The organism is Streptomyces sp. NPDC058246, assembly GCF_042881985.1.
Lineage (GTDB): Bacteria > Actinomycetota > Actinomycetes > Streptomycetales > Streptomycetaceae > Streptomyces.
Map to the genome: position 1 here is coordinate 26,820 of NZ_JBHVWZ010000021.1, position 26,402 is coordinate 53,221.

The window sequence follows — 26,402 nt, forward strand, 5'->3', positions numbered from 1 at the left end:
TCCTTCGACGGGCCTCGATCGACGTCAGGTGATCCCCTCGCCTCCGGTCGCCGCCGGTAGGCGTGTGCCGCTACCTGCCCTGGTAGCGGGCCGCCTCCTTACGGGCCGTGCCGAGCTTGCCGTACAGGAGCCTTCCTGGGCACTCCGTGGCGAACCCGTCCCGATGGCCGGAGATCACGTTCAGTCGTACGTTCTTGCCTTTTCGGTAGAGATTGCCACCGCCGGACTTCAGGTATGTCTTGCCGCGCGGATTGGCGCCGTAGAGACCGAGCTTCCATGCCGAGAGCCGCGCGATGGCTTTCAGCGCGGCACTGGACGGCTTCGTGTTGTTGTAGCTGCCGAGGACGGCGATCCCCATGCTGTTCGAGTTGAAACCGAGGGTGTGGGCACCCATGACGGGCTTCGCCACGCCCCCGGCGCGGCCTTCGTAGATGTTTCCGCACTTGTCGACGAGGAAGTTGTAGCCGATGTCGCGCCAGCCGCTGCTCACCACGTGGTAGCGGTAGATACTGCGGATGACCGAAGGGGATTGGGAGCAGCTGTAGTTGTTGCCCGACCCGGTGTGGTGCACGAAGGCCGCCTTGACCTTCTTCGTGTAGATGAAGCCGCGCTCGCGCAGCTTCTCGTTCGCGCCCCAGCCGCGGCGCGTGATGATGCGCGGGCGTGCGCCGATGTACGGCTTGACGCGCTCTGTGCCCGGGCGCGCGGCGAGGAACGCGCGCTCTGTCTCCTGCTGGGACAGCGCGGGGATCTCCAGGGCGCCCAGGGGCGCGAGATCGGTGTTGGCGGCGGACGCGACGGCGGTCTCGGAAGGGAGCGCGTCGGCGCGCGAGTTGTCCGCGGGGGCGCCCGACGGGTCCCCCGCGCCCTGGGCGCTCATTGATACGCCCGCGCGTGCGCCTCCCACTGGCGCGTGGAGGGGCGCTCGGCCGACTGACGCGTGGACGGGCGCTCGGCCCACCGGCGCGTGGACGGGCGCTCGGCCCACCGGCGCGTGGAGGGGCGCTCGGCCGACCTGCGCGCCCGAGCGCGGGGGCGCCGCGCCGGGGTCGACACCCGCGCGCGGGGGCGCCGCCGCGGGAGCAACACTCGCGCGCGGGGGGTCCGCGCCGGGATCGACCAGTTCCAGGTGGAGCCCCCTGGGGAGCGGGGAGTCGCCCGGGACCGTCACCCGTTCCTCTCCCTCCGCTCCGCCGGCTCCCTCGGACTCGGCCGCTTCCTCGGCCTGGACGCGCACCTCGACGCCGTCCGAGCTGCCCACCCACAGTGGGGCAGTTGAGCCGCGCACCCGGCGCGATGCCCCCTCCGGGGTGTCCGGGTCGGCCGCGTGCTCGCGGTTGTGTGTCTCGATGTCCTGCCAGCCGGACCAGTGATGGTTGCCGACCGCGCGGGTACGGACCTGGACGCGGCCGTGCAGTTCGCTGGCCGGGTTGTCCCAGACCACGCCGACCAGGGAGAAAGGCCGTACGCCGCGTCGGGTGAGCCCCTGTTCGGGGGCGGCGGAGCCGAGGGCGCGGTCAGCGCCGAGCGGGACGAGCGGCAGGGACTGGGTGCTGCCGGGGACGGCGGGCTCGGACGTGACCGCCGGTGGCCCGGCCTGTGCCGGGGCGGGCAGGGCGAGCGGAAGGGCCAGTGCGGCCGCGCAGGTGACGCCGATCGAGGAAGCAAGGAATCCACGCATGCCCCCGATCGTGGACATAGTCATACATATCTGTCCATCGGGGAATTGACGGACCGTCGGGCGCGCTCGTCCGAACCGGTGGCGCACCACAGGCCCGGCCGGACCGCCGCGCACGCCGCCCCGCGTACGCTTACGCGCGTGAACGCCACCGACCGCACCCCCGCCGACCTGCTGCGATCCGCGCTCGCCGCGGACCCCGCGCGCCCCCTGGTGACCTTCTACGACGACGCCACGGGCGAACGCGTCGAATTGTCCGTGGCCACCTTCGCCAATTGGGTGGCCAAGACCGCCAATCTGCTCCAGGGCGAGCTGTCCGCCGAGCCCGGCGAGCGGGTCGCGCTGCTGCTGCCCGCGCATTGGCAGACGGCGGTGTGGCTGCTCGCGTGCTCCTCGGTGGGCGTCGTCGCGGATGTCGGGGGCGACCCGGCCGCGGCGGACCACGTCGTCGCCGGGCCCGGTGCCTTCGAGGCCGGGCTCGCCTGCTCCGGCGAGCGCGTCGCCCTCTCGCTCGCACCGCTCGGCCGGCGCTTCCCGACCCCGCCCGCCGGGTACGCCGACTACGCCGTCGAGGTACCGAGCCAGGGCGACCGCTTCGTGCCGTACGCGCCCGTGGACCCGGAGGAGCCCGCGCTGATCGTCGCCGGGGCCGAGTACACGAGCGCGGAGGTCGTCGAGCGGGCCCGTGCGGAGGCGCCCTCGCTGGATCTGACGGGGCCAGGGTCGCGGATCCTGTCGGCGCTTCCCTACGACACGTGGGAGGGGCTGAGCGCCGGTCTGTACGCGCCGCTCGCGGCCGGGGGTTCCGTGGTGCTCTGCCGGCACCTGGACCAGCTCGGCGAGGACGCGCTCGCCAAGCGGATCGAGAGCGAGCGGGTCACGGCGACGGCTCGCTGACGCTTGTCCGATGGGCCAGGGTCACGGCGACGGCTCGCTGACCCTCGCGACGGGGCGGCGGTGACGGCGGGGCCTGTCTCCGGACGCCGGACGGTGGCCGGCCCCGCACCTTGCGGCCTTCCGGACTTCCGGCACGGGGACGCTCCATGTCACCGTCACCCCCCTCCGCGGCGCGGGCCGTGCTGCGGGCCCGGGCCCGGGGCGTGCTGCGGGCACGGGGCCGCGTCCGGGGCCATGTCCGGGCCCGGAGCCGTTCCGTGGTGCGGTCCGCCGTCCTTGGGGGCGCCGCTCCCGCCCGGCCGACAGCTCCCTCCGGGGCCCGGGCCCTCCCGGCGGCCCCCGGAGGCCCCTCGAAGCCGGCCGCCCCTCGCCGGCCGCGTCCCCCATTCGGCCCATCAGCGCCCACCCCCGGCCCCCGCCCCGGGCCATGGTCGTAAGAGCACCGCGCACCACCACCGCGCACCACCCGTCCGAACCGAGCACCCCCGTCCGTACGCGCACGAGCCACCCGTCCCAACCGCGCACCACCCCCGGGCCGTACGTACACGCACCACCCCCGGGCCGTACGTTCACGCACCACCGTCCGCACGCCCCACGCCCGCACGCCCGCCGCCTCACACCCCCACGCCCGCCCCGTAGGCCACACGCCCACACGCCCGCACGCCGTCTCGTACGCCATGAGGGGTGAACCCACTCGTGACCGACACCGCAGGCACGCCCTCCGGACGCCCGGAGGGGCCGGGGCTGGGAGCGTCGCCCACCGGGTCCGGGCTCATACGTCGGCGGCGGCGCTGGCTGTGCTGTACGGCGATCGGTGTCGCCGCGGTGGTGCTCGGCGCCGTCGGGGTCGGCTGGGCGGCCTACGAGAAGCTGAACGCGAACATCACGTCGGACAGCGACGCCGCCGCGGAGCTCGCCCGGTACGAGAAGGAGCGGCCCACCGCGCTGGTGCGCGACGCGCAGAACATCCTGATGATCGGATCGGACTCGCGTTCGGGGGACGGGAACCAGCAGTACGGCCGGGACTCCGGGACCGAGCGGTCCGACACCACGATCCTGCTGCATCTCGCCGCGGACCGGCACAGCGCGACCGCCGTCTCGCTGCCCCGCGATCTGATGGTGGACATGCCGAGCTGCCGGCGGCCGGACGGCAGCCGCACCGAGCCGATGTTCACGATGTTCAACTCGGCCTTCGAGGTGGGTGGTTCGGCCTGCACGATCCGGACCGTCGAGAAGCTCACGAACATCCGGGTCGACCACCACATGGTCGTCGACTTCCACGGGTTCAAGGACATGGTCGACGCGGTGGACGGCGTCGAGGTGTGCCTGAAGGAACCCATCGACGACAAGGACGCCAAGCTGAAGCTGCCCGCGGGCAAGGTGACGCTCGACGGCGAGCAGGCGCTCGGCTACGTCCGCGCCCGCAAGAGCATCGGCGACGGCAGCGACACCGACCGGATGGACCGCCAGCAGCGGTTCCTCGGCGCGCTCGTCAACAAGGTGCAGAGCAACGACGTCCTGCTCAACCCGACGAAGCTCTATCCGGTCCTCGACGCGGCCACCTCGTCGCTCACCACGGACCCGGATCTGGCGAGCCTGCGCGGGCTGTACGACCTGGTGCGCGGTATGCGCGACATCCCCACAGAACATGTGCAGTTCCTGACGGTGCCGCGGACGTCGTACGCGTACAACGCCAATCGCGACCAGCTCGTGGAGCCCGCGGCGGCGCGACTCTTCGCACGGCTGCGCGCGGACGCACCGGTGGCGGTCTCGAAGGACCTTCCGGAGGATGCCGCCTCGGAGAGCGCCGATGCCGACCATGCCGACCGTGCCAACGGCTCGTACGGCCCGTCCCCCTCGTCCGGCGCGTCCAGGCCGTCCAGCCCGTCCCGCTCGTCCGGCCCGTCCGGCGCGTCCGGCGCGTCCGGCGCGTCCGGCGCGTCCGGCGCGTCCGGCTACGAAGAGGAGTCGTACGGCGACGGGAAGTCGGCGCGAAAAGGGCCCGGAACACCGCCCGGCGTCCCCGAACCCACGCCGACTTTTCGGGGGAACACGGCGGCCGAGGACGCCTGCGGGTAAAGCCCGCACCAAGGCGGGGAACAGCTGCGCTAAGAAGTCTCTGAGAAATAGGGCGGATTGCCCAGTTGTAGGGACGTGGAATTTGTCACCGCCGTCGCTCGACGCTGAACTGGGCGGATAGTGTGAGCGATCCGGTGCACCCGGCCACGAGGTCCGTCCTGGGGGTCGCGCACTGCTGACCGAGACCCGAGCGCCTTCAGAGGGGGGAAAGGCGCCGCGTGGCCCCGACGGAGGATTCAGACAACCGTGGACGCGCAAGGCCGTGGGCGGGCGGACAACATCGACCCCGCAGACCAGTGGGTGCTCAACCCGAACACCGGCGAATACGAACTGCGACTGACCCCTTCCGCACCGCAGTCGGGGGTGCCCAGGCCGCGCAGAGCTCCCGGTGCGCCCGGGGGATCACGTTCGGCGCCGGGCCGGGACCGTAAGGCTCCCGGCACCACCAACGTGCCGGGGCCGCGCCGACGCCGTGCGGAACCGCCGGAGCCGGTTCCCGGGCGACGGCGGGGCCGTACGAAGCCGAAGAAGTCGAAGGCGAAGAAGATACTGCTGTGGACCGGCGGCAGCATGGCCTTCGTGCTGGTCGCCGTCTCGGCCGCCGGCTACGCCTACCTCAAGCACCTTGAGGGCAACGTCAATACGACGGACATCGGCAGCGCGGGCAAGAGCGGTTTCAGCAAGGACGATGCCTTCAACATCCTGATCATCGGTACGGACAAACGCACCGGCAAGGGCAACGAGGGCTACGGCGACAAGAACAGCGTCGGGCACGCCGACACCAACATCCTGCTGCACGTCTCCAAGGACCGTACGAACGCGACCGCGATGAGCATTCCACGCGACCTGATCGTCGACATCCCGGACTGCCCGACCGTCCAGGCCGACGGCAGCGAGAAGGTCATCGCGGGTACGCAGAACGTCCGCTTCAACACGAGCCTCGGGCAGGACGGCCGGGACCCGGGCTGCACCATGCTCACGGTCAAGGAAGTCACCGGCATCACACCGGACCACTTCATGATGGTCGACTTCAACGCGGTGAAGACGCTGACGTCCGCGGTGGGCGGCGTCGACGTGTGTCTCGCCAAGGACGTCAACGACCCCGACTCGCACCTCAAGCTCTCCAAGGGCAAGCACACGATCGAGGGTGAGCAGGCGCTGGCCTTCGTGCGCACCCGGCACAGCTTCGGCAACCAGGGCGACCTCGACCGCATCAAGGTGCAGCAGCAGTTCCTGGGCTCCCTGATGCGCAAGATGAGCTCCGGCGACACCCTGTCCAGTCCCACCAAGCTGATCAAGCTGGCCGAGGCCGCCACCAAGGCGCTGACCGTGGACAAGGGGATAGGGAAGGTCAGCACGCTCAAGGACATCGCCCTGGAGCTGAAGAAGGTGCCGACGAAGAACATCACCTTCACCACGGTGCCCGTCATCGACAACCCCGCCGAGAAGGTCCACGCGACGGTCGTCGTCAACCCGACGACGGCCCCCCAGGTCTTCGACGCGATCAAGAACGACGTCTCCTTCACCGACGTGAAGCAGAAGGAGAAGAAGGAGAAGGCGGCGGTGGCCGCCCGCCTCAAGGGTTCCCGTTCCGCCGCCGCCGACATCCGCGTCGACATCTACAACGGCGGCGCCGCGGCCGGCTCCGCACAGGAAACTCTTAACTGGCTGCAGAATGATGAGGGCGTGCTCAAGTCCAGCCAGCTCGGAAACGCCGGCGAAACACTCAGTAAGACGACCCTGGAGTACTCTCCCGACCAGGCCGATCAAGCGCGCAAACTGGCGGACCTCATGGGGCTGTCCGCTTCTGCGATGAAGCCTGGCAAGAGCGAGAAGAACTCACAGGGTCTGCCGGCGATCGTGCTGACCCTGGGCAAGGACTTCAAGGGCGCCGGGGTGTCGATGACCACTCCGACGAAGGCGCCGGACGTCGAGAAGTCCACAGCGGACAAGTCGGTGTGCGCCAGCTGATGACCTAACGGGTCCGTCACGCGTCTAACAGGACGCGAGAGGTGTCGGCAGGACGCAGGGAGCGTCCGGCCGGACACGGGACGGGCCCGTTTGTCAGGCGCAGGGTGGGGAGGGGCAGGGAGATGGCGCAGAGCGGTGTGCGTGGGGAGGGAGCACGACCACGCGTCCGGCGAGCCGGCGGTGCCGGTGGAACCGGTGGGGCAGGTGAACTGGGCTGGGACGACAGTTTGTACGACCGACACGGTGATCCCGTTCATCGGGTGGCCGACGGTTCGGCCCGGACGGCCGACGGCGACGGCGTGCGGACAGCTGATGGCAGTGGCGTCCGTACAGCCGATGACGGCAGTGGCGTCCATACTGCCGACGGCAAGGGCACGCATGCGGCCGATGGCAAGGGCACACGTGCGGCCGACGACACGATGCCCCTCAAGCCGCAGGGCCACGGCCGGCGCGGCGGTGGCGGAGGGCGCCGGCACGGGGGCGGGGGGCGCCCGCGCCGCAGACGCCGCATCCTGCGCTGGTCGGCGACGGTCCTGGCGGTCCTGATACTCGGCACCGCCGGTGCCGGTTATCTCTACTACCAGCACCTGAACGCCAACATCAAAAGGAAGGACCTGAACATCGGCGACGCGAAGGACCGCGCCGCCAAGTCCCAGCCGAACGCGGCGGGTCAGACCCCGCTGAACATCCTGCTGATCGGTTCGGACGCGCGGAACAATGCGGAGAACCAGAAGCTCGGCGGCGCCAAGGACACCTTCAACACCGCTCCCCGCGCGGACGTCCAGATGCTGCTGCACCTCTCGGCGGACCGCAGCAACATGTCGGTGGTCAGCATGCCGCGCGACACGCTGGTGGACATCCCCAAGTGCACGGACCCCGAAAGCGGCAAGGTCTACGCGGCGAGCACGTCGACCATCACGAACGACTCACTGGGCCGCGGCGGCCCCGGCTGCACGGTGGCGACCTGGGAGAAGCTGACCGGCATCCACATCGACCACTTCATGATGATCGACTTCGCGGGTGTGGTGTCGATGGCGGACGCCATCGGCGGCGTACCGGTCTGTGTGGACGCCAACATCTACTCCAAGTCCTCCGACGGACACGGCTCGGGCCTGAAGCTGAAGAAGGGCACCACCTCCATCAAGGGCGTGCAGGCCCTGGAGTGGCTGCGGACGCGGTACGGCTTCGAGGACAACACGGACATAGCCCGGGCCAAGGCCCAGCACCAGTACATGAACGCGATGGTCCGCCAGCTGCGCGAGAACGCCACGCTGAGCAACCCGGGCAAGCTCCAGAACCTCGCCGAGACGGCCACCAACGCCCTGACGGTCGACGACGGCCTCGGCGTGGCGCAGCTGTACGACCTGAGCAAGCAGCTCAAGAAGGTGCCCACCAAGCGCATCACCATGACGACGATGCCGTGGCAGTACATGTCGCCCACCAGCGGCAGGGTGGTGCCCACGCCGGGTGACTCGGCGCAGCTGTTCCGGCTCGTCCGCGAGGACATCGCCCTGGACGGCAAGGACAAGAAGAAGTCCACCGCGGCCAAGACGTCCTCGGACCCGGCCGCGGCCGACGACAAGATCGGCGTGATCGTGCAGAACGGCACGCGGACCTCCACGCTCGCCCCGGTCAGCGGGCGGGCGAGCACGGTGACCCAGCTGCTCGTCGGCAAGGGCTTCACCCAGGCGAAGGCCGACACGACGACGGCGACCGCCCAGGACACCACGGTGATCCGCTACCCGAGCGCGGACCTCGAAGGCGACGCCCAGCGGGTCGCCAAGGCGCTCGGCATTCCGACGTCCTCGGTGGAGAAGTCGACGGACGTCTCCGGGATCACGCTGGTCGTCGGCGCCGACTGGCGCTCGGGCAGCAAGTACACCGCAGCCAAGGACGACAACTCGACTCCCGAGTCGGCGCAGGTCATCAACGGCTCGGACAAGTCGCAGTGCATGCACGTGAATCCGGCCTACACCTGGTAGCCGTACCGCCGGACGCCCGTACGGATGAGCTGGGCCCCTCTCGAAGTCGAGAGGGGCCCAACTCATCTGTACGGAGGCTCAGTTGGCGCTGAGCACCGCCGGACGCCGGGACGCGATGACCTTCCTCGCCAGCGCCTTGGGGCTGGTGAGGAAGCCGAAGCCCCAGGACATGTGCATGGTCGCGAGGGCGACGGGGATCTGGAGGCGCGCCTTCAAGGGCAGCCCCTTGCCGGCGGGCAGCGAGCCGAGCGCGATGGCCGCCAGGTAGCCGCCGGGGACCAGGAAGCCCCAGGGTGTCAGCGCCGCGCCCACGACCAGGCCGGCCGCGATCGCGCAGACCGCGGTCGGCGGGGCGAGGTACCGCAGGTTGATGGAGCCCTCGTGATAGCGGGCGACGACGTGCCGCCACCGCCCGTAGTCCTTGTACTGCTTGGCGAGCGCCCTGACGGAGGGACGCGGCCGGTACGACACCCGCAGCTCGGGCGAGAACCAGATGAGCCCGCCCGCCTCGCGGATCCGGAAGTTCAGCTCCCAGTCCTGCGCGCGGATGAACTCCTCGTTGTAGCCGCCCTGCTGCTCCAGGGCCTCACGCCGGAAGACACCGAGGTACACGGTCTCGGCGGGCGCGGCCTCGCCGCCCGTGTGGAAGGCCGCGTTGCCGACGCCGATCTTCGAGGTCATGGCGGCGGCGACCGCGTGCTCCCAGTCGTTCTCGCCCTCGGCGTGCATGATGCCGCCGACGTTCTGCGCGCCGGTTTCCTCCAGGAGGCGTACGGCGGTCGCGATGTAGTTCGGCGAGAGCATGCCGTGTCCGTCGACGCGGACGACGACGGGGTGCCGGGACGCCTTGATCGCGGCGTTCAGCGCGGCGGGGGTGCGCCCCGTCGGGTTCGGCACGGTGTGGACCCTCGGGTCCTCCCGTACGAGCTCGGCGGCGATCTCGTCCGTCCGGTCCGTGGAGGGACCGATGGCGATCACGACCTCCATCTCGCCGTCGTACTGCTGCGCCAGGATCGCTTGGACGGCCCCGCGCAGATGCCGCTCCTCGTTGAGGACGGGCATGATCACAGAAACGGCGGGGGGCCGCACGTCAGACTTCTCGCTCATCGGACGTCACGTTACCGCGAATGGGGGACACGGGCGCGCGCCGCCCGGCCTAAGGCCCGGGCAGCAGATCGTATGGGCCTACGGTGCTCACGGATCCCCACGTCCGGCATCGCGCAACGCAGCCCATCCCCGCCCAGCCTCGCGGAACGCATCCCACGCCCAGCCTCGCGGAGGTGTCCCCCCCTTGTCCACGCCGCCCCGCTCCCCCGCCCGCCCGCAGCGCCACCCGCAGCCGTCCCGTTCCCGGCGACCACCCGTACGGCCGCCCGTACGGCGCAAGAAGCCGCGCTGGGCCATGCGGATGGTGACCACCCTCTCCGTGGTGGTCCTCGCCTCGGCGGGCATCGGGCACGCGGTGGTCACCAGCCTGGACGCGGACATCGCCCGGGTCGACCCCTTCAAGGACATGAAGAACCGCCCCGAGGCGGGCCACGGCATGAACGTGCTGCTGGTCGGCACCGACGGCCGGGACAAGGTCACGGAGGCGGAGCGGCGCACGTACCGGCTGGGCGGCGCGCCCTGCCACTGCACCGACACGATCATGATCGTGCACATCTCGGAGGACCGGGAGCGGGCCAGCATCGTCAGCCTGCCGCGCGACTCGTACGCCGAGACACCGGCGCACACCGACGAGACCACCGGCGAGCGGCACGGCCCGCATCCCGTCAAGCTCAACGCGGCGTACGCCGAGGGCGGCCCGAACCTGACCGTGCGCACCGTCGAGAGCATGACGCACGTCAAGATCGACCACTATCTGGAGGTCGACTTCACCAGCTTCATGAAGACGGTGGACGTGCTCGGCGGGGTGCGGGTCTGCACCGCGCAGCCGCTGAAGGACCGGTACACCGGACTCGACCTGACGGCCGGGACGCACGCCCTGAACGGCGGGCAGGCCCTGCAGTACGTCCGCTCGCGGCACGTCGACGGGGCCTCCGACCTCGGCCGGATGCAACGCCAGCAGAAGTTCCTGGCGGCGCTCGTCTCGCAGGCGACCTCGTCCGGGGTGCTGATGAACCCGATGAAGTTCCGCGACGTGACGCGGGCCGTGCTCGGCTCCGTCCGCGCGGACCAGGGCTTCGGCACGGACGAGCTGCTGGACCTGGGCCGGGCGATGCGGAACTTCTCCCCCTCCTCCTCCGAGTTCACCACCGTGCCGATCGGGCAGATGGGGTACGAGGTGAAGGGCATCGGTTCGACGCTGAAGTGGGACCCGGTCAAGTCCGAGCGGCTCTTCCAGGCGCTGCGGGACGACAAGCCGCTGACGGTGCGCAAGGCGCCCCGGGCCGAGGCCGTACGTGTCGACGTGGCCCCGCAGCAGATCCAGGTGCAGGTCGAGAACGGGACGACCACGGCGGGCCTCGGCAAGCGGGTGGACGGCGCGCTCGCCGCCACCGGGTTCCGTACGACGCAGCGGCCGACCAGCGCGGTGGACCGCACCGTCCGGCGCACCGTCATCTCGTACGACCCCCGCTGGGACCGCTCGGCGAAGTCCCTCGCCGCCGCGCTGCCCGGCGCCGAGCTGCGCGCGGTCACGAAGCTGGGGCCGGTACTGAAGGTGACCGCGGGGACGGACTTCAAGCAGGTCACGCGGGTACGGGCGGATGATCCGGGTCAGGGGGAGGTCGGGGTGGTGACCGGGGATCAGGTGGTGTGCCCGTAGCTCTGTGGTGGCCGCCGGTCGTCTAGTCGTCGAGGCCTTCCGCCGCGCGCTTCTCGCGGAGTTCCATGATGGCGCGGCGGCGGGCCAGGCGGTGGGTGCGGCGGATCTGGGCCTCCTGGTAGCGGCGCTCGTCGCGCTCGGTCTCCGGGATTACCGGGGGGACCCGGCGGGGCTTCCCGTCGGCGTCGACGGCGGCGAAGACGAGGTAGGCCGAGCCGACCTGCTGGGGTGGGGTGGACTCGTTCCACCGCTCGGCGAGGACCCGGACGCCGACTTCCATGGAGGTACGTCCGGTCCAGTTCACCTGAGCCTTCACATGGACGAGGTCGCCTACGCGAATGGGTTCCAGAAAGGCCATCTCGTCCATGGAGGCGGTGACGGCGGGCCCGCCGGAGTGCCGTCCGGCCACCGCACCCGCCGCGTCGTCGACGAGTTTCATGATCACTCCACCGTGCACCGTGCCCAGAAGGTTGGTGTCGTTGTGGCTCATGATGTGGCTGAGGGTGGTCCGGGACGCGGAGGTCGGCTTGCCCGGAATATCGGATTCCGGGTTGGGGGCCTGGTCTGTCATGGCCTCCACCTTATGCCGGGGGCACACAAGGCTTGCTTTGCATCAGCTCTGCAACAGGCGTGACCCAGATCTCCCCACTCTCTTGTAAGCCACACAGTGGTGCCCTGCACACTGGTCGGCATGAACGATTGGCCCGACGGGTGGTCCGACAACAATCGCGGCAACCGCAGCAACGGCGGCAACCGCTACGGACGCGGCAGCGCAGGCGCACAGCCTGAGGGCGCCCGCGTGATGCGGCAGGTCCGGCGTGGCCCGGGCACGCCCGCTCCGGGCCCGGCCGCCCAGCCGTACGGCGGGGTGCCCCAGCAGCCGACGTACGTCGACGGGCAGGGATACGACGACGGATACGGCAGCGGCGGCGACGGCTACGACTCGGACTACAACACGGGCCAGGTCTACGGGGCGCCGGGCGGACCCGGCGGTCCGCAGGGCCCCGGCGGCACCGCCACGCGCGGCCCGCGCCCCGCGCCGAACTGGCGGCGGCGGATCAAGTGGACCGCGCTCACGCTGGTCACGGTGCTGGTCGTGGTCTCCGTCGGCACGTACTTCTGGGCCGACTCCAAGCTCCACCGTGACGTGGATCTCTCCAAGGTCATCGACCGGCCCGAGGCGGGCAAGGGCACGAACTATCTGATCGTCGGTTCCGACAGCCGCGCCGGCATGTCCGCCGAAGAGAAGAAGAAGCTGCACACCGGGTCCGCCGAGGGCAAGCGCACGGACTCGATGATGATCCTGCACACCGGCAGCAACGGCTCCACGCTGATATCGCTGCCGCGTGACTCGAACGTGACGATCCCGACGTTCCGCGGCTCCGAATCCGGCAAGATCAAGGGCCCGCTGGGTACGAACAAGTTGAACGCGGCATACGCGTTCGACGGCCCTCAGCTTCTCGTCCGGACGGTCGAGTACAACACCGGCCTGCACATCGACCACTACGTGGAGATCGGCTTCGCCGGGTTCGCGAACATCGTCGACGCGGTCGGCGGCGTCGAGATGAACCTCGACAAGGGCTTCAAGGACAAGTACTCGGGCGCGGACTTCAAGGCCGGCAAGCAGACCCTCAACGGCGAGCAGGCCCTCGCCTTCGTCCGCACCCGCCACGCCTTCGCGGCGTCGGACCTGGAGCGCACGAAGAACCAGCAGAAGTTCCTGTCGGCCCTGGCCCACCAGGTCGCGACCCCCGGGACCGTCCTGAACCCCTTCAAGCTGTACCCGACCATGAGCGCGGGCCTCGACAGTCTCACCGTCGACAAGGACATGAGCCTGTGGGACCTGGGGGACATGTTCTGGGCCATGAAGGGCGTCACGGGCGGCGACGGCAAGTCCATGAACATGCCGATCTCCGGCTCCACCAACGGCAACCTCGTCTGGGACAAGACCAAGGTGAAGGAACTGGTCACGGAGCTTAAGAACGACGACAAGGTGACCGTGAGCGGCAACTGACGCCCCTGCCACCTCTTGGAACACGACGCAGCCCCCGGAAGAGTTCCCGGGGGCTGAGTCATGCCGAGCGCTCGGCGGGGCGAGCCGGCTCAGCCTCGGGGAGAGGTCACATGCGGGCGCCCGCCATCGCGCGGCACATTTCCGCGCAGCGGCGACAGGACTCGGCGCAGCGCATCATCTGCTTGTCGTCCGGCATGGACATACACGCCTCGGCGCACATGTCGCACGCCTTGGCGCACAGGGCGCACATCTCGGCCGCCATGGGCGACCTGCGCATCAACATGTCGGCGCACATGCGGGTCATCTCGGAGCAGTCCATGAGCGCGCGCATGATCTGCATCTGGGCCTGGCCGCCCATCTGCATGCAGGAGCTCATGGTCTCCTCGCACATGGTGTGGCAGGACATGCACGCCTGGACGCAGTCCTGCATCTCCTTGGTCATCGCGGTCATGGTTCCGGGCTGGGTCATGGTTCCTCCTCGGGGTGGCGGGGCCCGGGTCGGGCCCCGTGTGCCTGCCCCTCCGTGGTACGCCCGTCAGCCGCCCCGCGCCATCGAGCAGACGTGAACAATCCGCTACATATGCCTCACCGCCAAGGCGACAGAAGGACCGAAATCCCTCCTCGCGATCCGACCCTGATACTCCGATCGGTTAATCGGTTAAGGCGCGGCGCGCCCCGGGGTGCCGGCGGGTGCCCTGGGGAGTGCCCCAGGGAGTGACCCGGCGGAGGCGGGTGTCAGGGTGTTTCCCATGACGCTCTCCCCGCACCCGCCATCCGGCAGACCGCCCTTCGACGCGGTGCTCTGCGACATCGACAACGTGATCCGGATCTACGACCCGACCCCCGTGACCGCGCTGGAACGCGCCGCCGGACTGACCGAGGGCACCGTCATGAAGGTGGCCTTCGCCCCGGAGACGGTTCTGCCACTGCTGGTCGGCCGGATCACCCCGGGCGAGTGGGCGGAGTCGGTCGCGCGCAGCCTGACCGGGGCGGTGTCCCAGGCGGCGGCCCGGGAGCTCGGCACGGCGCTCGCCCGCTCCCCCTTCCGGGCCGACGAGACGGTCGTGGCCCTGCTGCGCGGGGCCCGCGCGCGGAGCATCCGCCTGGTCCTCGTCTCCAACGCTTCCGTCCAACTGGAGGAGGACTTGGAGGTGTTGGAGCTGGCGGACCTCGCCGACGACGTCGTCAGCAGCGCGCGGGTCGGAATCGCCAAGCCCGACCCGCGCATCTTCGAGATCGCCGTCGAACGGGCCGGCGTACCCGCCGAGCGGTGCCTGTTCGTGGACGACACCCCGGAGAACGTGGAGGCGGCGGCCGCGCTCGGCATGCGAGCGGTCCACTACCGCGAACCGGAGGACCTGCGGCGCGCGCTGAGCGGCCTGTGACCGCGCCCGCCGACCGGTATGGCTGCGCCCTGGGTCAGCCACCGCGCGGCCGACAACGAGGGGTTCGACGCCGAGCGGGCGGGTGGGCAGGAACGGGTGGGCAGGAACGGGTGGGCAGGAACGGGTGGGCAGGAACGGGTGGGCAGGAACGGGTGGGCAGGAAGGAGAGGGGCACTCCGGAGAGTGCCCCTCATGTGGTCTGCCCCGCTGGGAGTTACGGGAGGTTGCGGGCCATCACGATCCGCTGGACCTGGTTCGTGCCTTCATAAATCTGGGTGATCTTGGCGTCGCGCATCATGCGTTCGACCGGGTAGTCGCGGGTGTAGCCGTAGCCGCCGAGGAGCTGGACGGCGTCCGTGGTGACCTCCATGGCGACGTCCGAGGCGAAGCACTTGGCGGCGGCGCCCTGGAAGGTGAGGTCGGCGTCGCCGCGCTCGGACTTGGCGGCCGCGGCGTAGGTGAGCTGGCGGGCGGCCTCGATCTTCATGGCCATGTCGGCGAGCATGAACTGGATGCCCTGGAAGTCGGCGATCGGCTTGCCGAACTGCTTGCGCTCCTGGACATAGCCCTTGGCGTAGTCGAGGGCGCCCTGAGCGATGCCGAGGGCCTGGGCCGCGATGGTGATGCGGGTGTGGTCCAGGGTCTTCATCGCGGTGGCGAAGCCGGTGCCCTCCTCGCCGATCATGCGGTCGGCCGGGATGCGGACGTTGTCCAGGTAGACCTCGCGGGTCGGCGAGCCCTTGATGCCGAGCTTCTTCTCCGGAGCGCCGAAGGAGACCCCGGGATCGGACTTCTCGACGACGAAGGCGGAAATGCCCTTCGAGCGCTTCGACGGGTCGGTCACCGCCATCACCGTGTAGTAGTCGGACTCGCCGGCGTTGGTGATCCAGCGCTTCACGCCGTTCAGGACGTAGGAGTCGCCGTCGCGGACGGCCTTCGTCTTCATGCCCGCCGCGTCCGAGCCCGCGTCCGGCTCGGAGAGGCAGTACGAGAACATCGCGTCGCCCTTGGCCAGCGGGGCCAGATACTTCTTCTTCAGGTCCTCGGAGCCCGAGAGGATCACGGGGAGCGAGCCCAGCTTGTTCACCGCCGGGATCAGCGAGGAGGACGCGCAGACCCGCGCCACCTCCTCGATCACGATCACGGTGGCCAGCGCGTCGGCGCCCGCGCCGCCGTACGTCTCCGGTACGTGCACCGCGTGCAGGTCGGAGGAGACCAGGGCGTCCAGGGCCTCACGGGGGAAACGGGCTTCCTCGTCCACGACTGCGGCGTACGGCGCGATCTTCGCCTCGGCCAGCGAACGGATCGCGTCCCGGAGCATGTCGTGCTCCTCGGACGGGCGGTACAGGTCGAAATCAGCCGATCCGGCCAAGGTCTCTCACGCTCCAAGGATGCTGTGATGGTGACGCTAACTACCGTTAAGTAACCCAAATTTTAGGGGCCCGCCCACGGGAGTGATACGTGAGCTTGGCGACAGAGGGAAAGGGCTGGGGAAAGGACAGGTGGAAATGCGGCGGAAAGACGCCGGAGATCTGCCCGGTGAGGGCCTCCCGTACGCCCCGACTATGCTCGGGCACCGCACCCACGGCCGTAAACCCCAGGAGCACCCCATGGCCCTCAAGATCACCGTGATCGGCACCGGCTACCTCGGCGCCACCCACGCCGCCGCCATGGCCGAGCTCGGCTTCGAGGTGCTGGGGCTCGATGTCGTCCCGGAAAAGATCGACATGCTCCGGCGGGGCGAAGTACCGATGTACGAGCCCGGTCTCGAGGAGCTGCTGCGCAAGCACGTGGCCGGGATCGAGGGCTCCACCGGGCGGCTGCGCTTCACCATGGACTGGGCCGAGGTCGGGGAATTCGGCGACATCCACTTCGTCTGCGTGAATACGCCGCAGAAGCACGGTGAGTACGCGTGCGACATGTCGTACGTCGACACGGCCTTCGAGTCGCTCGCGCCGCATCTGAACGGCCCCGCTCTCGTCGTCGGCAAGTCCACCGTGCCCGTCGGCTCCGCGGATCGGCTGGCCGCCCGGCTCGCCGAGCTCGCGCCCGCCGGTGAGGACGCCGAGCTGGCCTGGAACCCGGAGTTCCTGCGCGAGGGTTTGGCCGTGAACGACACGCTGCACCCCGACCGGATCGTGGTGGGCGTGCGCAGCGAGCGCGCCGAGAAGCTGCTGCGTGAGGTGTACACGACGCCGGTGTCCGAGGGCTCGCCCTTCGTCGTGACCGACTTCCCGACCGCCGAGCTGGTGAAGACCTCCGCGAACTCCTTCCTGGCCACCAAGATCTCCTTCATCAACGCGATGGCCGAGGTGTGCGAGGCCGCCGGTGGCGATGTGGCCAAGCTGGCCGAGGCCATCGGGCACGACGACCGGATCGGCAAGAAGTTCCTGCGGGCCGGCATCGGCTTCGGTGGCGGGTGTCTGCCCAAGGACATTCGCGCCTTCATGGCCCGTGCCGGTGAGCTGGGTGCCGACCAGGCGCTCACCTTCCTGCGCGAGATCGACTCCATCAACATGCGCCAGCGCGGGCAGATGGTGGAGCTGGCCCGGGAGGCGCTCGGCGGGGGTTCCTTCCTCGGCAAGCGGGTCGCCGTGCTCGGTGCGACCTTCAAGCCGGACTCGGACGACGTCCGCGACTCGCCCGCGCTGAACGTCGCCGGGCAGATCCACCTCCAGGGCGGCCAGGTCACCGTCTACGACCCGAAGGGCATGGCGAACGCGCGGCGGCTCTTCCCGACCCTCGGATACGCCGACTCCGCCGTCGAGGCCGTGCGCGGCGCCGACGTAGTCCTGCATCTGACGGAGTGGCGCGAGTTCCGCGAGCTGGACCCGGCGATACTCGGCGAGGCGGTCACGGCCCGGGTGGTCCTCGACGGGCGCAACGCCCTCGACCCCGAGGTGTGGCGGCGGGCCGGGTGGACGTACCGGGCGATGGGGCGGCCGACCGCGTAGGGCTGCGCGGCGCGTGGGCCTGCGCGGGACGACACGGGTCCGGCCGAGGACATTTCGAGAGCGACGCCGGTACAGCCGAGGGCGCTTTTCGACAGCGACGCCGGCACAGCCAAGGGCGCTTTTCGACAGCGACGCCGGTCCCGCCGAGGGCTTTCCGAGAGCGACGCCGATACAGCCGAGGGCATGTTCAAGAGTGACGCCGGTCCGGCCGAGGCTCAGTCGGCCGGACCGGCGTCCGTTGCATTCTGCACCACTTCGATGTGCGCGGAGCGGGTGACCGCCCGACTCCCCGGCGCCGACGGCTACTTGGCGCGGTAGCGACGCATCTTCGCGCGCGCCCCGCACACCGACATCGAGCACCAGCGGCCGCGGCCGGCCGGGCTGCGGTCGTAGTACGCCCAGTGGCACTCGGGCAGTTCGCAGGCCTTGAGACGCAGCCAGGTGCCCGCTGTGAGCGCCTCCGCCACGGCCGCCGCCACTCGGGAGCGCAGCGGGCCCGCGTCGGCCGGAGCGAGCGCCGCGGAGCCGTCCCGCTCGTCGACCGCCACATACAGCGGAGCCTTCGCCAGCAGTTCGCCCAGGGGCGTCACCGCGCGGTGCGGCGGGTGACCGGCGTGCGCCAGGCACACGGCCCGCAGGGATTCCCGCAGCTCCCGTACGTCTGGCACGTCCCGCTCGGCGATGCCGAACGCGGCGCGTCCCTCGGCCGTGTCCAGCGTGTCGGCGCCCGACTCCAGGTCCACGGTGTTGACCAGGGCCTCCACGAGAGCCAGGCCACCGGGCGCGGACGCTCTCTCACTCATGCTTGCGACGTTACCTGCAATGCGGGAGTATGCGGTAACCGTTACCGCTTGAAGCGGTGTATAGGTAACTAGGAGGAGTCATGGCTCTCGCCAAACTGGGCGTCGTCGTCCTGGACTGTCCCGATCCGCGCGCGCTCGCCGGGTTCTACGCCGAGGTGCTGGGCGGCACCGTCGAGGGCGAGGGGGGCTGGGTGGACCTGAAGGTGTCCGACGGGCAGTCGCTGGCCTTCCAGGCGGCCCCGGGGCACGTACCGCCGACGTGGCCCGCGCCCGACGACTCGCAGCAGTTCCATCTGGACCTGACCGTCGAGGACCTGGACGCGGCCGAGCAGGGGGTGCTGGCGCTGGGCGCGAAGCCGCTGGACGCCGAGGACCGGTCGCGTTCCTATCGTGTTTACGCCGACCCGGCGGGGCACCCGTTCTGTCTCTGCGCCTGCTGACCCTTGGCCGTGCGCCTGCCGACTCTGGAGGTCTCATGCCTACCGTGGCACGTTTGCGTTCCGTCGTGATCGACTGCCCCGACCCGCACGCGCTGGCCGCCTTCTACGCCCAGGTCGGCGGCGGTACGCCCCGGGCCGAGGACGACGACTGGGTCGTACTCCGGATTCCGGACGGGCCGCGGCTGGCCTTCCAGCGGGCGGACGGGTACACCCCGCCGGAGTGGCCGCGCGCGGAACGGAACTCACAGCAGTTCCACCTCGACTTCGACGCCGGGGCCACCTGGGCGGAGATCGACGCGGCCCACCAGAGGGTGCTGGCGCTGGGGGCACGACCGCTGGACCTGGAGGACCGGGAGAAGAAGGACTTCCTGGTGTACGCCGATCCGGCGGGGCATCCGTTCTGCCTCTGCCGGGTCGAGCACGACTGACGTCGGGCACGACTGACACCGAGCCGACCGACCTCGAGCGCGACTGACACCGAGCCGACCGACACCGAGCCGACCGACAAGCGAGCCGACCGACAAGCGAGTGCGACTGAGGGGATCGCTCGAAGCGCCTTATCCGTCCAGCTCGGCGATCTTCGCCGTCGACGGCTCGCGGCGCTGCTGGGCGGCGCGGGCGGTGAAGTCCGCGCTGTGCAGCACCCGTTGGACATTGCCCCAGGTGAGCAGGGCGAGGTCGGACTCGGACCAGCCGCGGGAGAGCAGTTCCGCGATCAGGTGCGGGTAGCACGACGCGTCGGCCAGGTCCTGCGGGTGGGCGGCCCCGGAGTCGTAGGTGCCCGAAAGGCCGACGCACTCCGATCCGGCGAGGGCGCGGACGTGGTCGAGGTGGTCCGCGACGTCCCGGGCGGACGGGCCCGTCTGCTCGGCCGTGAGCGGGACCAGACACAGGCCCTTGGCGGTACCCAGGTCGACGAGAACGTCGTCGGGGAGGTTGGCCGGGTGGGGGCGCAGGGTGCGCGCGGCGGAACGGGTGAAGAGGACCGGCGCCTTGGAGACCGCGAAGACGCGGCGGATCGTGGCGTTCGAGGTGCCGGAGAGGTCGGCGAGCATGCCGAGGCGGTTCATCTCGCGGAGCACTTCCTCGCCGAACCGGGTCAGGCCCGCCTCGCTCGCCCAGGAGACGCCCGAGAGGGTGAGCACGCGCAGGCCGAGCGTGTGCAGGGCGCGCAGGATGCCGAGCGAGTCGCCGAGCGCGTCCGCTCCGGCGGGGCCGAGCATGACGGCGACGCGGCCGCAGTGGTGCGCGTCGGTGATCTGGGCGGCGCTGTACGCCATGCGAAGGCCCTGGGGGTGGGCGTGGACCACCGTCTTCACCAGGTCCAGCTGCTCCAGGGTGGCGCCGATGGCCCGGTCCCCCGCGAGGCCCTCGGGCAGGTGCAGCGACCAGAACAGCGCGCCCACGTGCCCTTCACGCATCCGGGGTACGTCCGTGTCCACGGCGCTCTCGCCCAGCTCCAGGTCGAACCAGGGCAGGTGGCGCAGCGCCCAGGGCAGACCGCTGTAGCCGTCGGCGACGGGGTGGGTGGCGAGGAAGGCGTGGGCCCGCTCCAGCGGCTCGGCCCCCGCGTCGGTCACGGGGGCGGTCTCCGTGGTGTCCAGGGACTCCGACAGCGGCCAGGCAGCGGGCCGGTCGAGCTCTCCCACCTCGACGGTGGTGTGCAGTTCGTCCTGCAAATCTGCCATGACAGGCTCCGTGGGGTGGACGGTGATGATCGCAGTACCGTCCACCGTGGCACGGAGCCCAGGGGGCTTCCTGGTGGGTGGGGCGTTTGGGGGTACGTCCCACGGGTGCGCCGCACGCGTACGTCCCACGGGTGCGCCGCACGCGTACGTCCCACGGGTGCGCCGCACGCGTAGGCCCCCGGCGCGCCCGGCACCCCGCGCCGGGCGCGTACGCCCCCGGCGTGTCCGCGACCGCCAGACGCCTCCCTGATGCTCAGCCGTCCAGCTCCTCCAGCGTCGCGTTCGAGGGGCCCCGCCTGGCCTGGAGGTCGCGGGCCACGTCCTCGGCCGCGCCCAGGACGCGTACGGCGTTCTGCCAGGTCAGCTTGGCCAGATCGGCCCTCGACCAGCCGCGGTCGCAGAGCTCGGCGATCAGGTTCGGATAGCCGGAGACATCGTCCAGGCCGTCCGGGGTGAACGCCGTGCCGTCGTAGTCGCCGCCGATGCCGAGGTGGTCGATGCCGGCGACTTCGCGCATGTGGTCGAGGTGGTCGGCGACCGTCGCCACCGTGGCGATGGGTCGCGGGTTGGCCTCCTCGAAGACGCGGTGGACCTTCATGCCCTCGGGGGTGGTGTCGAGGTGATGGAAGCCGTTCGCGCGCATGTTCTCGTCGGCCGCGGCGGTCCAGTCGACCGCGGCCTGGAGGACGAACTTCGGCACGAACGTCACCATCGCCACTCCCCCGTTGACGGGCAGCCGCTCCAGGACGTCGTCCGGGATGTTGCGCGGGTGGTCGCAGACCGCGCGGGAGGAGGAGTGGGAGAAGATCACGGGCGCGCCGGACGTGTCGAGCGCGTCGCGCATCGTCGTCGCCGCCACGTGCGAGAGGTCGACGAGCATGCCCTCGCGGTTCATCTCCCGCACGACCTCGCGGCCGAAGGCGGTCAGGCCACCCGCGGCGGGTACGTCGGTCGCCGAGTCCGCCCAGGCGATGTTGTCGTTGTGGGTGAGGGTCATGTAGCGCACGCCCAGTGCGTACAACCGCCTCAACGTGCCGAGGGAGTTGTCGATGGAGTGGCCGCCTTCGGCGCCCATGAGCGAGGCGATACGGCCCTCCGCGCGCGCCGCCTCCATGTCCGCGGCGGTCAGCGCGGCCCGCAGGTCGGCCGGGTGACGGTCGATCAACTGCCGTACGCAGTCGATCTGTTCGAGGGTCGCCGTCACAGCGCCGGGCAGGTCCGAGCGGACGTACACCGACCAGTACTGGGCGCCGACGCCGCCCGCGCGCAGCCGGCCCAGGTCGGTGTGCAGGTGCGCGCTCTGGTCGGCGGCGATGTCGCGGGCGTCGAGGTCGTAACGGACCTGTGCGCGCAGCGCCCAGGGGAGGTCGTTGTGGCCGTCGACGACGGGGAATTCGGCGAGGAGTTCGCGGGCGAGGTCCAGGGACGACATGCGCGTCACTTCCCTGATCCGGAGCCGAAGCCGAAGCCGCCGCCCGCGCCCTCGACCTTGGCGCGCAGCCGCTTGCCCTTCTCGGTGGCCTGGTCGTTCAGTTCCTGCTGGAACTCCCGCATACGGGTGAGGAGTTCCTCGTCGTGCGCGGCGAGGATCCGGGCGGCGAGGAGGCCCGCGTTGCGCGCGCCGCCGACCGAGACCGTCGCGACCGGGACTCCGGCGGGCATCTGCACGATCGACAGCAGGCTGTCCATGCCGTCGAGGTACTTCAGCGGGACGGGCACACCGATGACGGGCAGCGGGGTGACGGACGCCAGCATGCCGGGCAGATGGGCGGCGCCGCCCGCGCCGGCGATGATCGCCTTGAGCCCGCGCTCCGCGGCCTGCTCGCCGTACGCGATCATCTCGTGCGGCATGCGGTGCGCGGAGACGACGTCGACCTCGTACGGGATCTCGAACTCGTCGAGGGCCTGCGCGGCGGCTTCCATGACGGGCCAGTCGGAGTCCGACCCCATGACGATGCCGACCAAGGGAAGGGGGCGCGCGTCGGCGCTCGTCGAGGGATGGTGGTCGGGCGACGGGAGGGCTGAACTCATTCGGTGATCGTGCCTCTCAGGTAACCGGCTGCGTGCCGGGCGCGCTCAAGGACGTCGTCCAGGTCGTCGCCATAGGTGTTGACGTGGCCCACCTTGCGGCCGGGCTTCACGTCCTTGCCGTACATGTGGATCTTCAGCTGGGGGTCGCGGGCCATGCAGTGCAGGTACGCGGAGTACATGTCGGGGTAGTCGCCGCCCAGGACGTTCGCCATGACCGTCCACCTGGCGCGCGGGCGCGGGTCGCCGAGCGGGAGGTCGAGGACCGCCCGTACGTGGTTGGCGAACTGGGAGGTGATCGCGCCGTCCTGGGTCCAGTGGCCCGAGTTGTGCGGGCGCATGGCCAGTTCGTTGACGAGGATGCGGCCGTCCGCCGTCTCGAAGAGCTCGACGGCCAGGTGGCCGACGACGCCGAGCTCCTTGGCGATGCGCAGGGCGAGCGCCTCGGCCTCCAGGGCCAGTTCCTCGGCTATGCCGGGCGCCGGGGCGATCACCGTGTCGCAGACGCCGTCGACCTGCTGGGACTCGACGACGGGGTACGCGACCGCCTGACCGTGCGGCGAGCGGACGACGTTGGCGGCCAGCTCCCGTACGAAGTCGACCTTCTCCTCGGCCAGGACGGGGACACCGGCGCGGAAGGGGTCGGCCGCGTCCTGGAGGGAGCGGACGAACCAGACGCCCTTGCCGTCGTAGCCGCCGCGGACGGTCTTGAGGATGATCGGGAAACCGTCGCCCTCGTCACCTTCGGCGAGGCCCTCCGCCGCGAACGCGGCGACGTCCGCGACGTCGGTCACGATGCGGTGCCGTGGGCACGGCACGCCGATCTCGTCGAGCTTCGCGCGCATCACGCCCTTGTCCTGGGCGTGCACGAGCGCGTCGGGCCCCGGGCGGACGGGGATGCCGTCCGCCTCCAGGGCCCGCAGGTGCTCGGTGGGTACGTGTTCGTGATCGAAGGTGATCACGTCGCAGCCCCTCGCGAACTCGCGCAGCGTGTCGAGGTCGCGATAGTCGCCGATGACGACATCGCTGACGACCTGCGCCGCGGAATCCAGAGGGGTGTCACTGAGGAGCTTGAACTTGATGCCGAGCGGGATGCCTGCCTCGTGTGTCATACGAGCGAGCTGGCCTCCGCCGACCATGCCGACTACCGGGAACGTCACCCTCCAAGAGTATCGGCCGCGCCATGGTGGCTGACTTCCGTGCCGGTGAGCCGTGTTTTACGTACAGGCAAGCCGTGTTTTCCGTGCCGGTAAGCCGTGTTTTCCGCTCCGGTCCCCGGCTCTTTTCTTACCTGTGAGCCGGTACACAGGTGTCGTGGAGGGCCGATGGTTAGCATGGCGGGGTTGACGCACCTGACGTCATCGACCTACGTATCCGACCGACGGGGGCTGGCGACACCATGGACAGTGCTTCTTCGGGGTCCCCTGCGGGGCCTCGCAGCGCGGTTCGCCGCCGGTTCGACCTGCTGCTTCGGGAGGTCGCCAAGTTCGGTGCGGTCGGCGGGGCGGGGCTGCTGGTCAATCTGCTCGTGTTCAACCTCGTACGGCATGCCACCGGGCTTCAGGTCGTACGGGCCAGTGTCATCGCCACGGTCGTCGCGATCGCCTTCAACTACGTCGGGTTCCGGTACTTCACGTACCGGGACCGGGACCGGGGTGGCCGCACCAAGGAGCTGACGCTCTTCCTGCTGTTCAGCGCGGTGGGGCTGGTCATCGAGAACGGGGTGCTGTACGCGGCGACGTACGGCTTCGGCTGGGACAGCCCGCTGCAGAGCAACGTCTTCAAGTTCCTCGGCATCGGCATCGCCACGCTGTTCCGCTTCTGGTCGTACCGCACGTGGGTGTTCCGGACGTTGCCGGCGCGGGAGGCTGTGGCCAGTGCGGAGGCGTTTCTCGATGCGGGGGTGGCGGCGCCGCGGGCGCGCGCCAAGGTGAACTGACCCTTCCCCCGCCGCGCCGCGCCGGGCCTCACGCCCCTCCGCGCCGGGCTCCTTGCCGCTCCGCGCCGGGTTTACCGCCGCTCCGCGGCTCCTGCCTCCGGGCGCTCCGCACCCGCTTCCTCGCCGCTCCGCGGCGGCTTCCCCACCCACCCGCCCGTGCGGGGAGTGAGGAGGGTGGGCCACACCAGGGTGCCGGGGTGCCGCGCCATGGGGGCGCAGGGGTGCCGGGGTGCAGTGCCACAGGGGGCGCAGGGCATCGTGCCACCGAGCCGCCGCACCACCGACCCACCGGCCCACCGGCCCACCGGCCCACCGGCCCACCGGCCCACCGCGGCGAAGCTATCTGACCGTTCTTTCCTCGTCGTCAAGGGTTGGGGGGCGCTTCAGGGGGGTGCGGGAGAGGAAGAGGCCGAAGACGGGGGGCTGGGCCTGGAGCATTTCGAGGCGGCCGCCGTCGGCCTCGGCGAGGTCGCGGGCGACGGCGAGGCCGATGCCCGTGGAGTTGCGGCCGCTGATCGTGCGTTCGAAGATGCGGGCGCCCAGGTCGGTGGGGACGCCGGGGCCCTCGTCCGTGACCTCGACGACGGCCTGGTTGCCGGTCACCCGGGTGCGCAGCGCCACGGTGCCGCCGCCGTGCATGAGGGAGTTCTCGATCAGGGCGGCGAGGACCTGGGCGACCGCGCCCGGGGTGCCGACCGCCTGCAGGTGGCGCTTGCCGGAGCTGACGATGGCGCGGCCCGCGCTGCGGTAGGCCGGGCGCCACTCCTCCAGCTGCTGCTTGATGACCTCGTCCAGGTCGAAGGAGACGGCGGAGCCGGTGCGCGGGTCGCGGGCGTTGGTGAGCAGCCGCTCGACGACGTCCGTGAGCCGCTCGACCTGCGCCAGCGCGATCGTGGCCTCCTCCTTCACCGTGTCCGGGTCGTCGGTGAGGGTGATCTCCTCCAGGCGCATGGAGAGCGCCGTGAGCGGCGTACGGAGCTGGTGGGAGGCGTCGGCGGCGAGGCGGCGCTCGGCGGTCAGCATGCGCGCGATGCGCTCGGCGGAGGAGTCGAGGACGTCGGCGACCCGGTCCAGCTCCGGGACGGCGTACCGCTTGTGGCGGGGGCGCGGATCGCCCGAGCCGAGCCGTTCGGCGGTTTCCGCGAGGTCGGTGAGCGGCGAGGCGAGGCGGTTGGCCTGGCGTACCGCGAGCAGGACGGCGGCGACGATCGCGAGCAGTGCCACGGCGCCGATGATCAGCAGCGTACGGCCGACTTCGCGGGTCACCGACGAGCGCGGCTCCTGGACCGTGACCGTCTCGCCCTCCTCGCCCTTGGCGGTGGAGTGGATGACGTCGCCGGTGGGCTCGGCGCCGATCTCGATGGGCGGGCGGCCGGGGATCCTGATCACGGCGTAGCGCTGGTCCGTGACCTGGTTCTTGAAGACCGCCGCGGTGATGTTCTCGTCGCCGAGGATGCGGCTGTCCACGATGCTGGACAGCCGGAGCGCCTCGGAGTCCACGCGTTCCTGGGCGCTGTTGCTGATCGTGCGGGTCTCGACGATGACGAGGGAGACGCCGAAGACGGCGATCACCACGAGCACGACGGCGAGCGTGGACTGGATGAGACGGCGACGCACGGGGCCCTCCGGGCGGGGTTGCTTAGGTGACCAGTGTCCCCCGGGTCCTGTAATGCCCCCGGCGGGTCCTGTAGTGCCCCCGGGCGGGCCCTGTAATGCCCCCGGCGGGTCCTGTGGTGCCCCCGGCGGCGGGGCCGGCCGGGGGTGGGCCGCGCGACCC

22 protein-coding genes are annotated in these 26,402 nt (G+C 70.6%); 11 read left to right on the forward strand and 11 right to left on the reverse strand.

Going from position 1 to position 26,402, the window contains the following annotated elements:
- Positions 1–70 precede the first annotated feature (70 nt).
- On the reverse strand, positions 71–1,681 hold the full coding sequence (locus tag ACFVXA_RS26825) for an N-acetylmuramoyl-L-alanine amidase (protein WP_390027029.1): 1,611 nt from the start codon (positions 1,679–1,681) through the stop codon (positions 71–73).
- A 138-nt stretch (positions 1,682–1,819) separates the two neighbouring features.
- Here ACFVXA_RS26825 and ACFVXA_RS26830 point away from each other — a divergent pair, with 138 nt between their 5' ends.
- The 4 genes from ACFVXA_RS26830 to ACFVXA_RS26845 all read left to right on the forward strand — a co-directional run bounded on the left by ACFVXA_RS26830 (position 1,820) and on the right by ACFVXA_RS26845 (position 8,607).
- Complete coding sequence (locus ACFVXA_RS26830; RefSeq protein WP_362028189.1) at positions 1,820–2,575, forward strand: TIGR03089 family protein; 756 nt, start codon at positions 1,820–1,822, stop codon at positions 2,573–2,575.
- 696 nt (positions 2,576–3,271) lie between these two features.
- Positions 3,272–4,654, forward strand: coding sequence for an LCP family protein (locus tag ACFVXA_RS26835; RefSeq protein ID WP_390027032.1), 1,383 nt, complete (start codon positions 3,272–3,274; stop codon positions 4,652–4,654).
- A gap of 246 nt (positions 4,655–4,900) precedes the next feature.
- Positions 4,901–6,625: an LCP family protein gene (locus ACFVXA_RS26840; protein WP_362028193.1), complete on the forward strand. Its 1,725-nt coding sequence runs from the start codon at positions 4,901–4,903 to the stop codon at positions 6,623–6,625.
- A gap of 122 nt (positions 6,626–6,747) precedes the next feature.
- The gene (locus tag ACFVXA_RS26845; protein ID WP_390027034.1) at positions 6,748–8,607 is read left to right on the forward strand and encodes an LCP family protein; all 1,860 of its coding nucleotides are present in this window, start codon (positions 6,748–6,750) and stop codon (positions 8,605–8,607) included.
- A gap of 78 nt (positions 8,608–8,685) precedes the next feature.
- Here ACFVXA_RS26845 and ACFVXA_RS26850 read toward each other — a convergent pair whose 3' ends face one another.
- Positions 8,686–9,714 (reverse strand): glycosyltransferase family 2 protein, encoded by a 1,029-nt coding sequence (locus ACFVXA_RS26850; RefSeq protein ID WP_384401810.1) that lies wholly within the window; start codon positions 9,712–9,714, stop codon positions 8,686–8,688.
- A 295-nt stretch (positions 9,715–10,009) separates the two neighbouring features.
- Between ACFVXA_RS26850 and ACFVXA_RS26855 the strand changes: the two genes are divergently transcribed.
- Entirely contained in the window at positions 10,010–11,374 is a 1,365-nt protein-coding gene (locus tag ACFVXA_RS26855; protein WP_390027132.1) for an LCP family protein, read from the forward strand.
- A 22-nt stretch (positions 11,375–11,396) separates the two neighbouring features.
- Here ACFVXA_RS26855 and ACFVXA_RS26860 read toward each other — a convergent pair whose 3' ends face one another.
- Positions 11,397–11,945: an acyl-CoA thioesterase gene (locus ACFVXA_RS26860; RefSeq protein ID WP_362028202.1), complete on the reverse strand. Its 549-nt coding sequence runs from the start codon at positions 11,943–11,945 to the stop codon at positions 11,397–11,399.
- A gap of 120 nt (positions 11,946–12,065) precedes the next feature.
- Between ACFVXA_RS26860 and ACFVXA_RS26865 the strand changes: the two genes are divergently transcribed.
- On the forward strand, positions 12,066–13,388 hold the full coding sequence (locus ACFVXA_RS26865; protein ID WP_383741767.1) for an LCP family protein: 1,323 nt from the start codon (positions 12,066–12,068) through the stop codon (positions 13,386–13,388).
- A gap of 106 nt (positions 13,389–13,494) precedes the next feature.
- Here the strand turns inward: ACFVXA_RS26865 and ACFVXA_RS26870 are convergent, their stop codons facing one another.
- The gene (locus ACFVXA_RS26870) at positions 13,495–13,857 is read right to left on the reverse strand and encodes a four-helix bundle copper-binding protein (RefSeq protein WP_362028207.1); all 363 of its coding nucleotides are present in this window, start codon (positions 13,855–13,857) and stop codon (positions 13,495–13,497) included.
- A gap of 280 nt (positions 13,858–14,137) precedes the next feature.
- On the opposite strand from ACFVXA_RS26870, the gene ACFVXA_RS26875 reads away from it, so the two are divergent.
- Positions 14,138–14,773: an HAD family hydrolase gene (locus ACFVXA_RS26875; protein WP_384022754.1), complete on the forward strand. Its 636-nt coding sequence runs from the start codon at positions 14,138–14,140 to the stop codon at positions 14,771–14,773.
- A 214-nt stretch (positions 14,774–14,987) separates the two neighbouring features.
- Here the strand turns inward: ACFVXA_RS26875 and ACFVXA_RS26880 are convergent, their stop codons facing one another.
- The gene (locus ACFVXA_RS26880) at positions 14,988–16,145 is read right to left on the reverse strand and encodes an acyl-CoA dehydrogenase (RefSeq protein WP_362028213.1); all 1,158 of its coding nucleotides are present in this window, start codon (positions 16,143–16,145) and stop codon (positions 14,988–14,990) included.
- Positions 16,146–16,383: 238 nt separating this feature from the next.
- On the opposite strand from ACFVXA_RS26880, the gene ACFVXA_RS26885 reads away from it, so the two are divergent.
- A complete protein-coding gene (locus ACFVXA_RS26885; RefSeq protein WP_362028216.1) occupies positions 16,384–17,727 on the forward strand; it encodes a UDP-glucose/GDP-mannose dehydrogenase family protein in 1,344 nt (447 codons plus the stop codon).
- A 302-nt stretch (positions 17,728–18,029) separates the two neighbouring features.
- Here the strand turns inward: ACFVXA_RS26885 and ACFVXA_RS26890 are convergent, their stop codons facing one another.
- Positions 18,030–18,530 carry a CGNR zinc finger domain-containing protein gene (locus ACFVXA_RS26890; protein WP_383741778.1) on the reverse strand — a complete coding sequence of 167 codons (501 nt, stop codon included), beginning with the start codon at positions 18,528–18,530 and terminating at the stop codon, positions 18,030–18,032.
- A gap of 80 nt (positions 18,531–18,610) precedes the next feature.
- On the opposite strand from ACFVXA_RS26890, the gene ACFVXA_RS26895 reads away from it, so the two are divergent.
- Positions 18,611–18,970 (forward strand): VOC family protein, encoded by a 360-nt coding sequence (locus ACFVXA_RS26895; protein ID WP_390027037.1) that lies wholly within the window; start codon positions 18,611–18,613, stop codon positions 18,968–18,970.
- Positions 18,971–19,005: 35 nt separating this feature from the next.
- Positions 19,006–19,398: a VOC family protein gene (locus ACFVXA_RS26900; RefSeq protein ID WP_390027040.1), complete on the forward strand. Its 393-nt coding sequence runs from the start codon at positions 19,006–19,008 to the stop codon at positions 19,396–19,398.
- Between the two features lie 129 nt (positions 19,399–19,527).
- Here ACFVXA_RS26900 and ACFVXA_RS26905 read toward each other — a convergent pair whose 3' ends face one another.
- The 4 genes from ACFVXA_RS26905 to ACFVXA_RS26920 form a co-directional block, all read right to left on the reverse strand.
- Complete coding sequence (locus ACFVXA_RS26905; protein ID WP_390027043.1) at positions 19,528–20,658, reverse strand: dipeptidase; 1,131 nt, start codon at positions 20,656–20,658, stop codon at positions 19,528–19,530.
- A gap of 253 nt (positions 20,659–20,911) precedes the next feature.
- Positions 20,912–22,090 (reverse strand): dipeptidase, encoded by a 1,179-nt coding sequence (locus tag ACFVXA_RS26910; RefSeq protein WP_383903756.1) that lies wholly within the window; start codon positions 22,088–22,090, stop codon positions 20,912–20,914.
- Between the two features lie 5 nt (positions 22,091–22,095).
- Complete coding sequence (purE, locus tag ACFVXA_RS26915) at positions 22,096–22,608, reverse strand: 5-(carboxyamino)imidazole ribonucleotide mutase (RefSeq protein WP_362028354.1); 513 nt, start codon at positions 22,606–22,608, stop codon at positions 22,096–22,098.
- A 77-nt stretch (positions 22,609–22,685) separates the two neighbouring features.
- The gene (locus ACFVXA_RS26920) at positions 22,686–23,846 is read right to left on the reverse strand and encodes a 5-(carboxyamino)imidazole ribonucleotide synthase (protein WP_362028233.1); all 1,161 of its coding nucleotides are present in this window, start codon (positions 23,844–23,846) and stop codon (positions 22,686–22,688) included.
- 239 nt (positions 23,847–24,085) lie between these two features.
- Here ACFVXA_RS26920 and ACFVXA_RS26925 point away from each other — a divergent pair, with 239 nt between their 5' ends.
- Entirely contained in the window at positions 24,086–24,625 is a 540-nt protein-coding gene (locus ACFVXA_RS26925; protein WP_362028236.1) for a GtrA family protein, read from the forward strand.
- A gap of 339 nt (positions 24,626–24,964) precedes the next feature.
- Here the strand turns inward: ACFVXA_RS26925 and ACFVXA_RS26930 are convergent, their stop codons facing one another.
- Complete coding sequence (locus ACFVXA_RS26930; protein ID WP_362028239.1) at positions 24,965–26,242, reverse strand: ATP-binding protein; 1,278 nt, start codon at positions 26,240–26,242, stop codon at positions 24,965–24,967.
- Between the last annotated feature and the right edge of the window lie 160 nt (positions 26,243–26,402).

What these genes read in the sequence shown, in the direction of transcription:
- ACFVXA_RS26900 (WP_390027040.1), top strand. Translation starts at nt 19,006, where the DNA reads ATGCCTACCGTGGCACGTTTGCGTTCCGTCGTGATCGACTGCCCCGAC.
- ACFVXA_RS26825 (WP_390027029.1), bottom strand. Translation starts at nt 1,681, where the DNA reads ATGCGTGGATTCCTTGCTTCCTCGATCGGCGTCACCTGCGCGGCCGCA.
- ACFVXA_RS26870 (WP_362028207.1), bottom strand. Translation starts at nt 13,857, where the DNA reads ATGACCCAGCCCGGAACCATGACCGCGATGACCAAGGAGATGCAGGAC.
- purE (WP_362028354.1), bottom strand. Translation starts at nt 22,608, where the DNA reads ATGGGGTCGGACTCCGACTGGCCCGTCATGGAAGCCGCCGCGCAGGCC.
- ACFVXA_RS26895 (WP_390027037.1), top strand. Translation starts at nt 18,611, where the DNA reads ATGGCTCTCGCCAAACTGGGCGTCGTCGTCCTGGACTGTCCCGATCCG.
- ACFVXA_RS26910 (WP_383903756.1), bottom strand. Translation starts at nt 22,090, where the DNA reads ATGTCGTCCCTGGACCTCGCCCGCGAACTCCTCGCCGAATTCCCCGTC.
- ACFVXA_RS26850 (WP_384401810.1), bottom strand. Translation starts at nt 9,714, where the DNA reads ATGAGCGAGAAGTCTGACGTGCGGCCCCCCGCCGTTTCTGTGATCATG.
- ACFVXA_RS26845 (WP_390027034.1), top strand. Translation starts at nt 6,748, where the DNA reads ATGGCGCAGAGCGGTGTGCGTGGGGAGGGAGCACGACCACGCGTCCGG.
- ACFVXA_RS26885 (WP_362028216.1), top strand. Translation starts at nt 16,384, where the DNA reads ATGGCCCTCAAGATCACCGTGATCGGCACCGGCTACCTCGGCGCCACC.
- ACFVXA_RS26925 (WP_362028236.1), top strand. Translation starts at nt 24,086, where the DNA reads ATGGACAGTGCTTCTTCGGGGTCCCCTGCGGGGCCTCGCAGCGCGGTT.
- ACFVXA_RS26860 (WP_362028202.1), bottom strand. Translation starts at nt 11,945, where the DNA reads ATGACAGACCAGGCCCCCAACCCGGAATCCGATATTCCGGGCAAGCCG.
- ACFVXA_RS26865 (WP_383741767.1), top strand. Translation starts at nt 12,066, where the DNA reads ATGAACGATTGGCCCGACGGGTGGTCCGACAACAATCGCGGCAACCGC.
- ACFVXA_RS26875 (WP_384022754.1), top strand. Translation starts at nt 14,138, where the DNA reads ATGACGCTCTCCCCGCACCCGCCATCCGGCAGACCGCCCTTCGACGCG.
- ACFVXA_RS26905 (WP_390027043.1), bottom strand. Translation starts at nt 20,658, where the DNA reads ATGGCAGATTTGCAGGACGAACTGCACACCACCGTCGAGGTGGGAGAG.
- ACFVXA_RS26855 (WP_390027132.1), top strand. Translation starts at nt 10,010, where the DNA reads ATGCGGATGGTGACCACCCTCTCCGTGGTGGTCCTCGCCTCGGCGGGC.
- ACFVXA_RS26890 (WP_383741778.1), bottom strand. Translation starts at nt 18,530, where the DNA reads ATGAGTGAGAGAGCGTCCGCGCCCGGTGGCCTGGCTCTCGTGGAGGCC.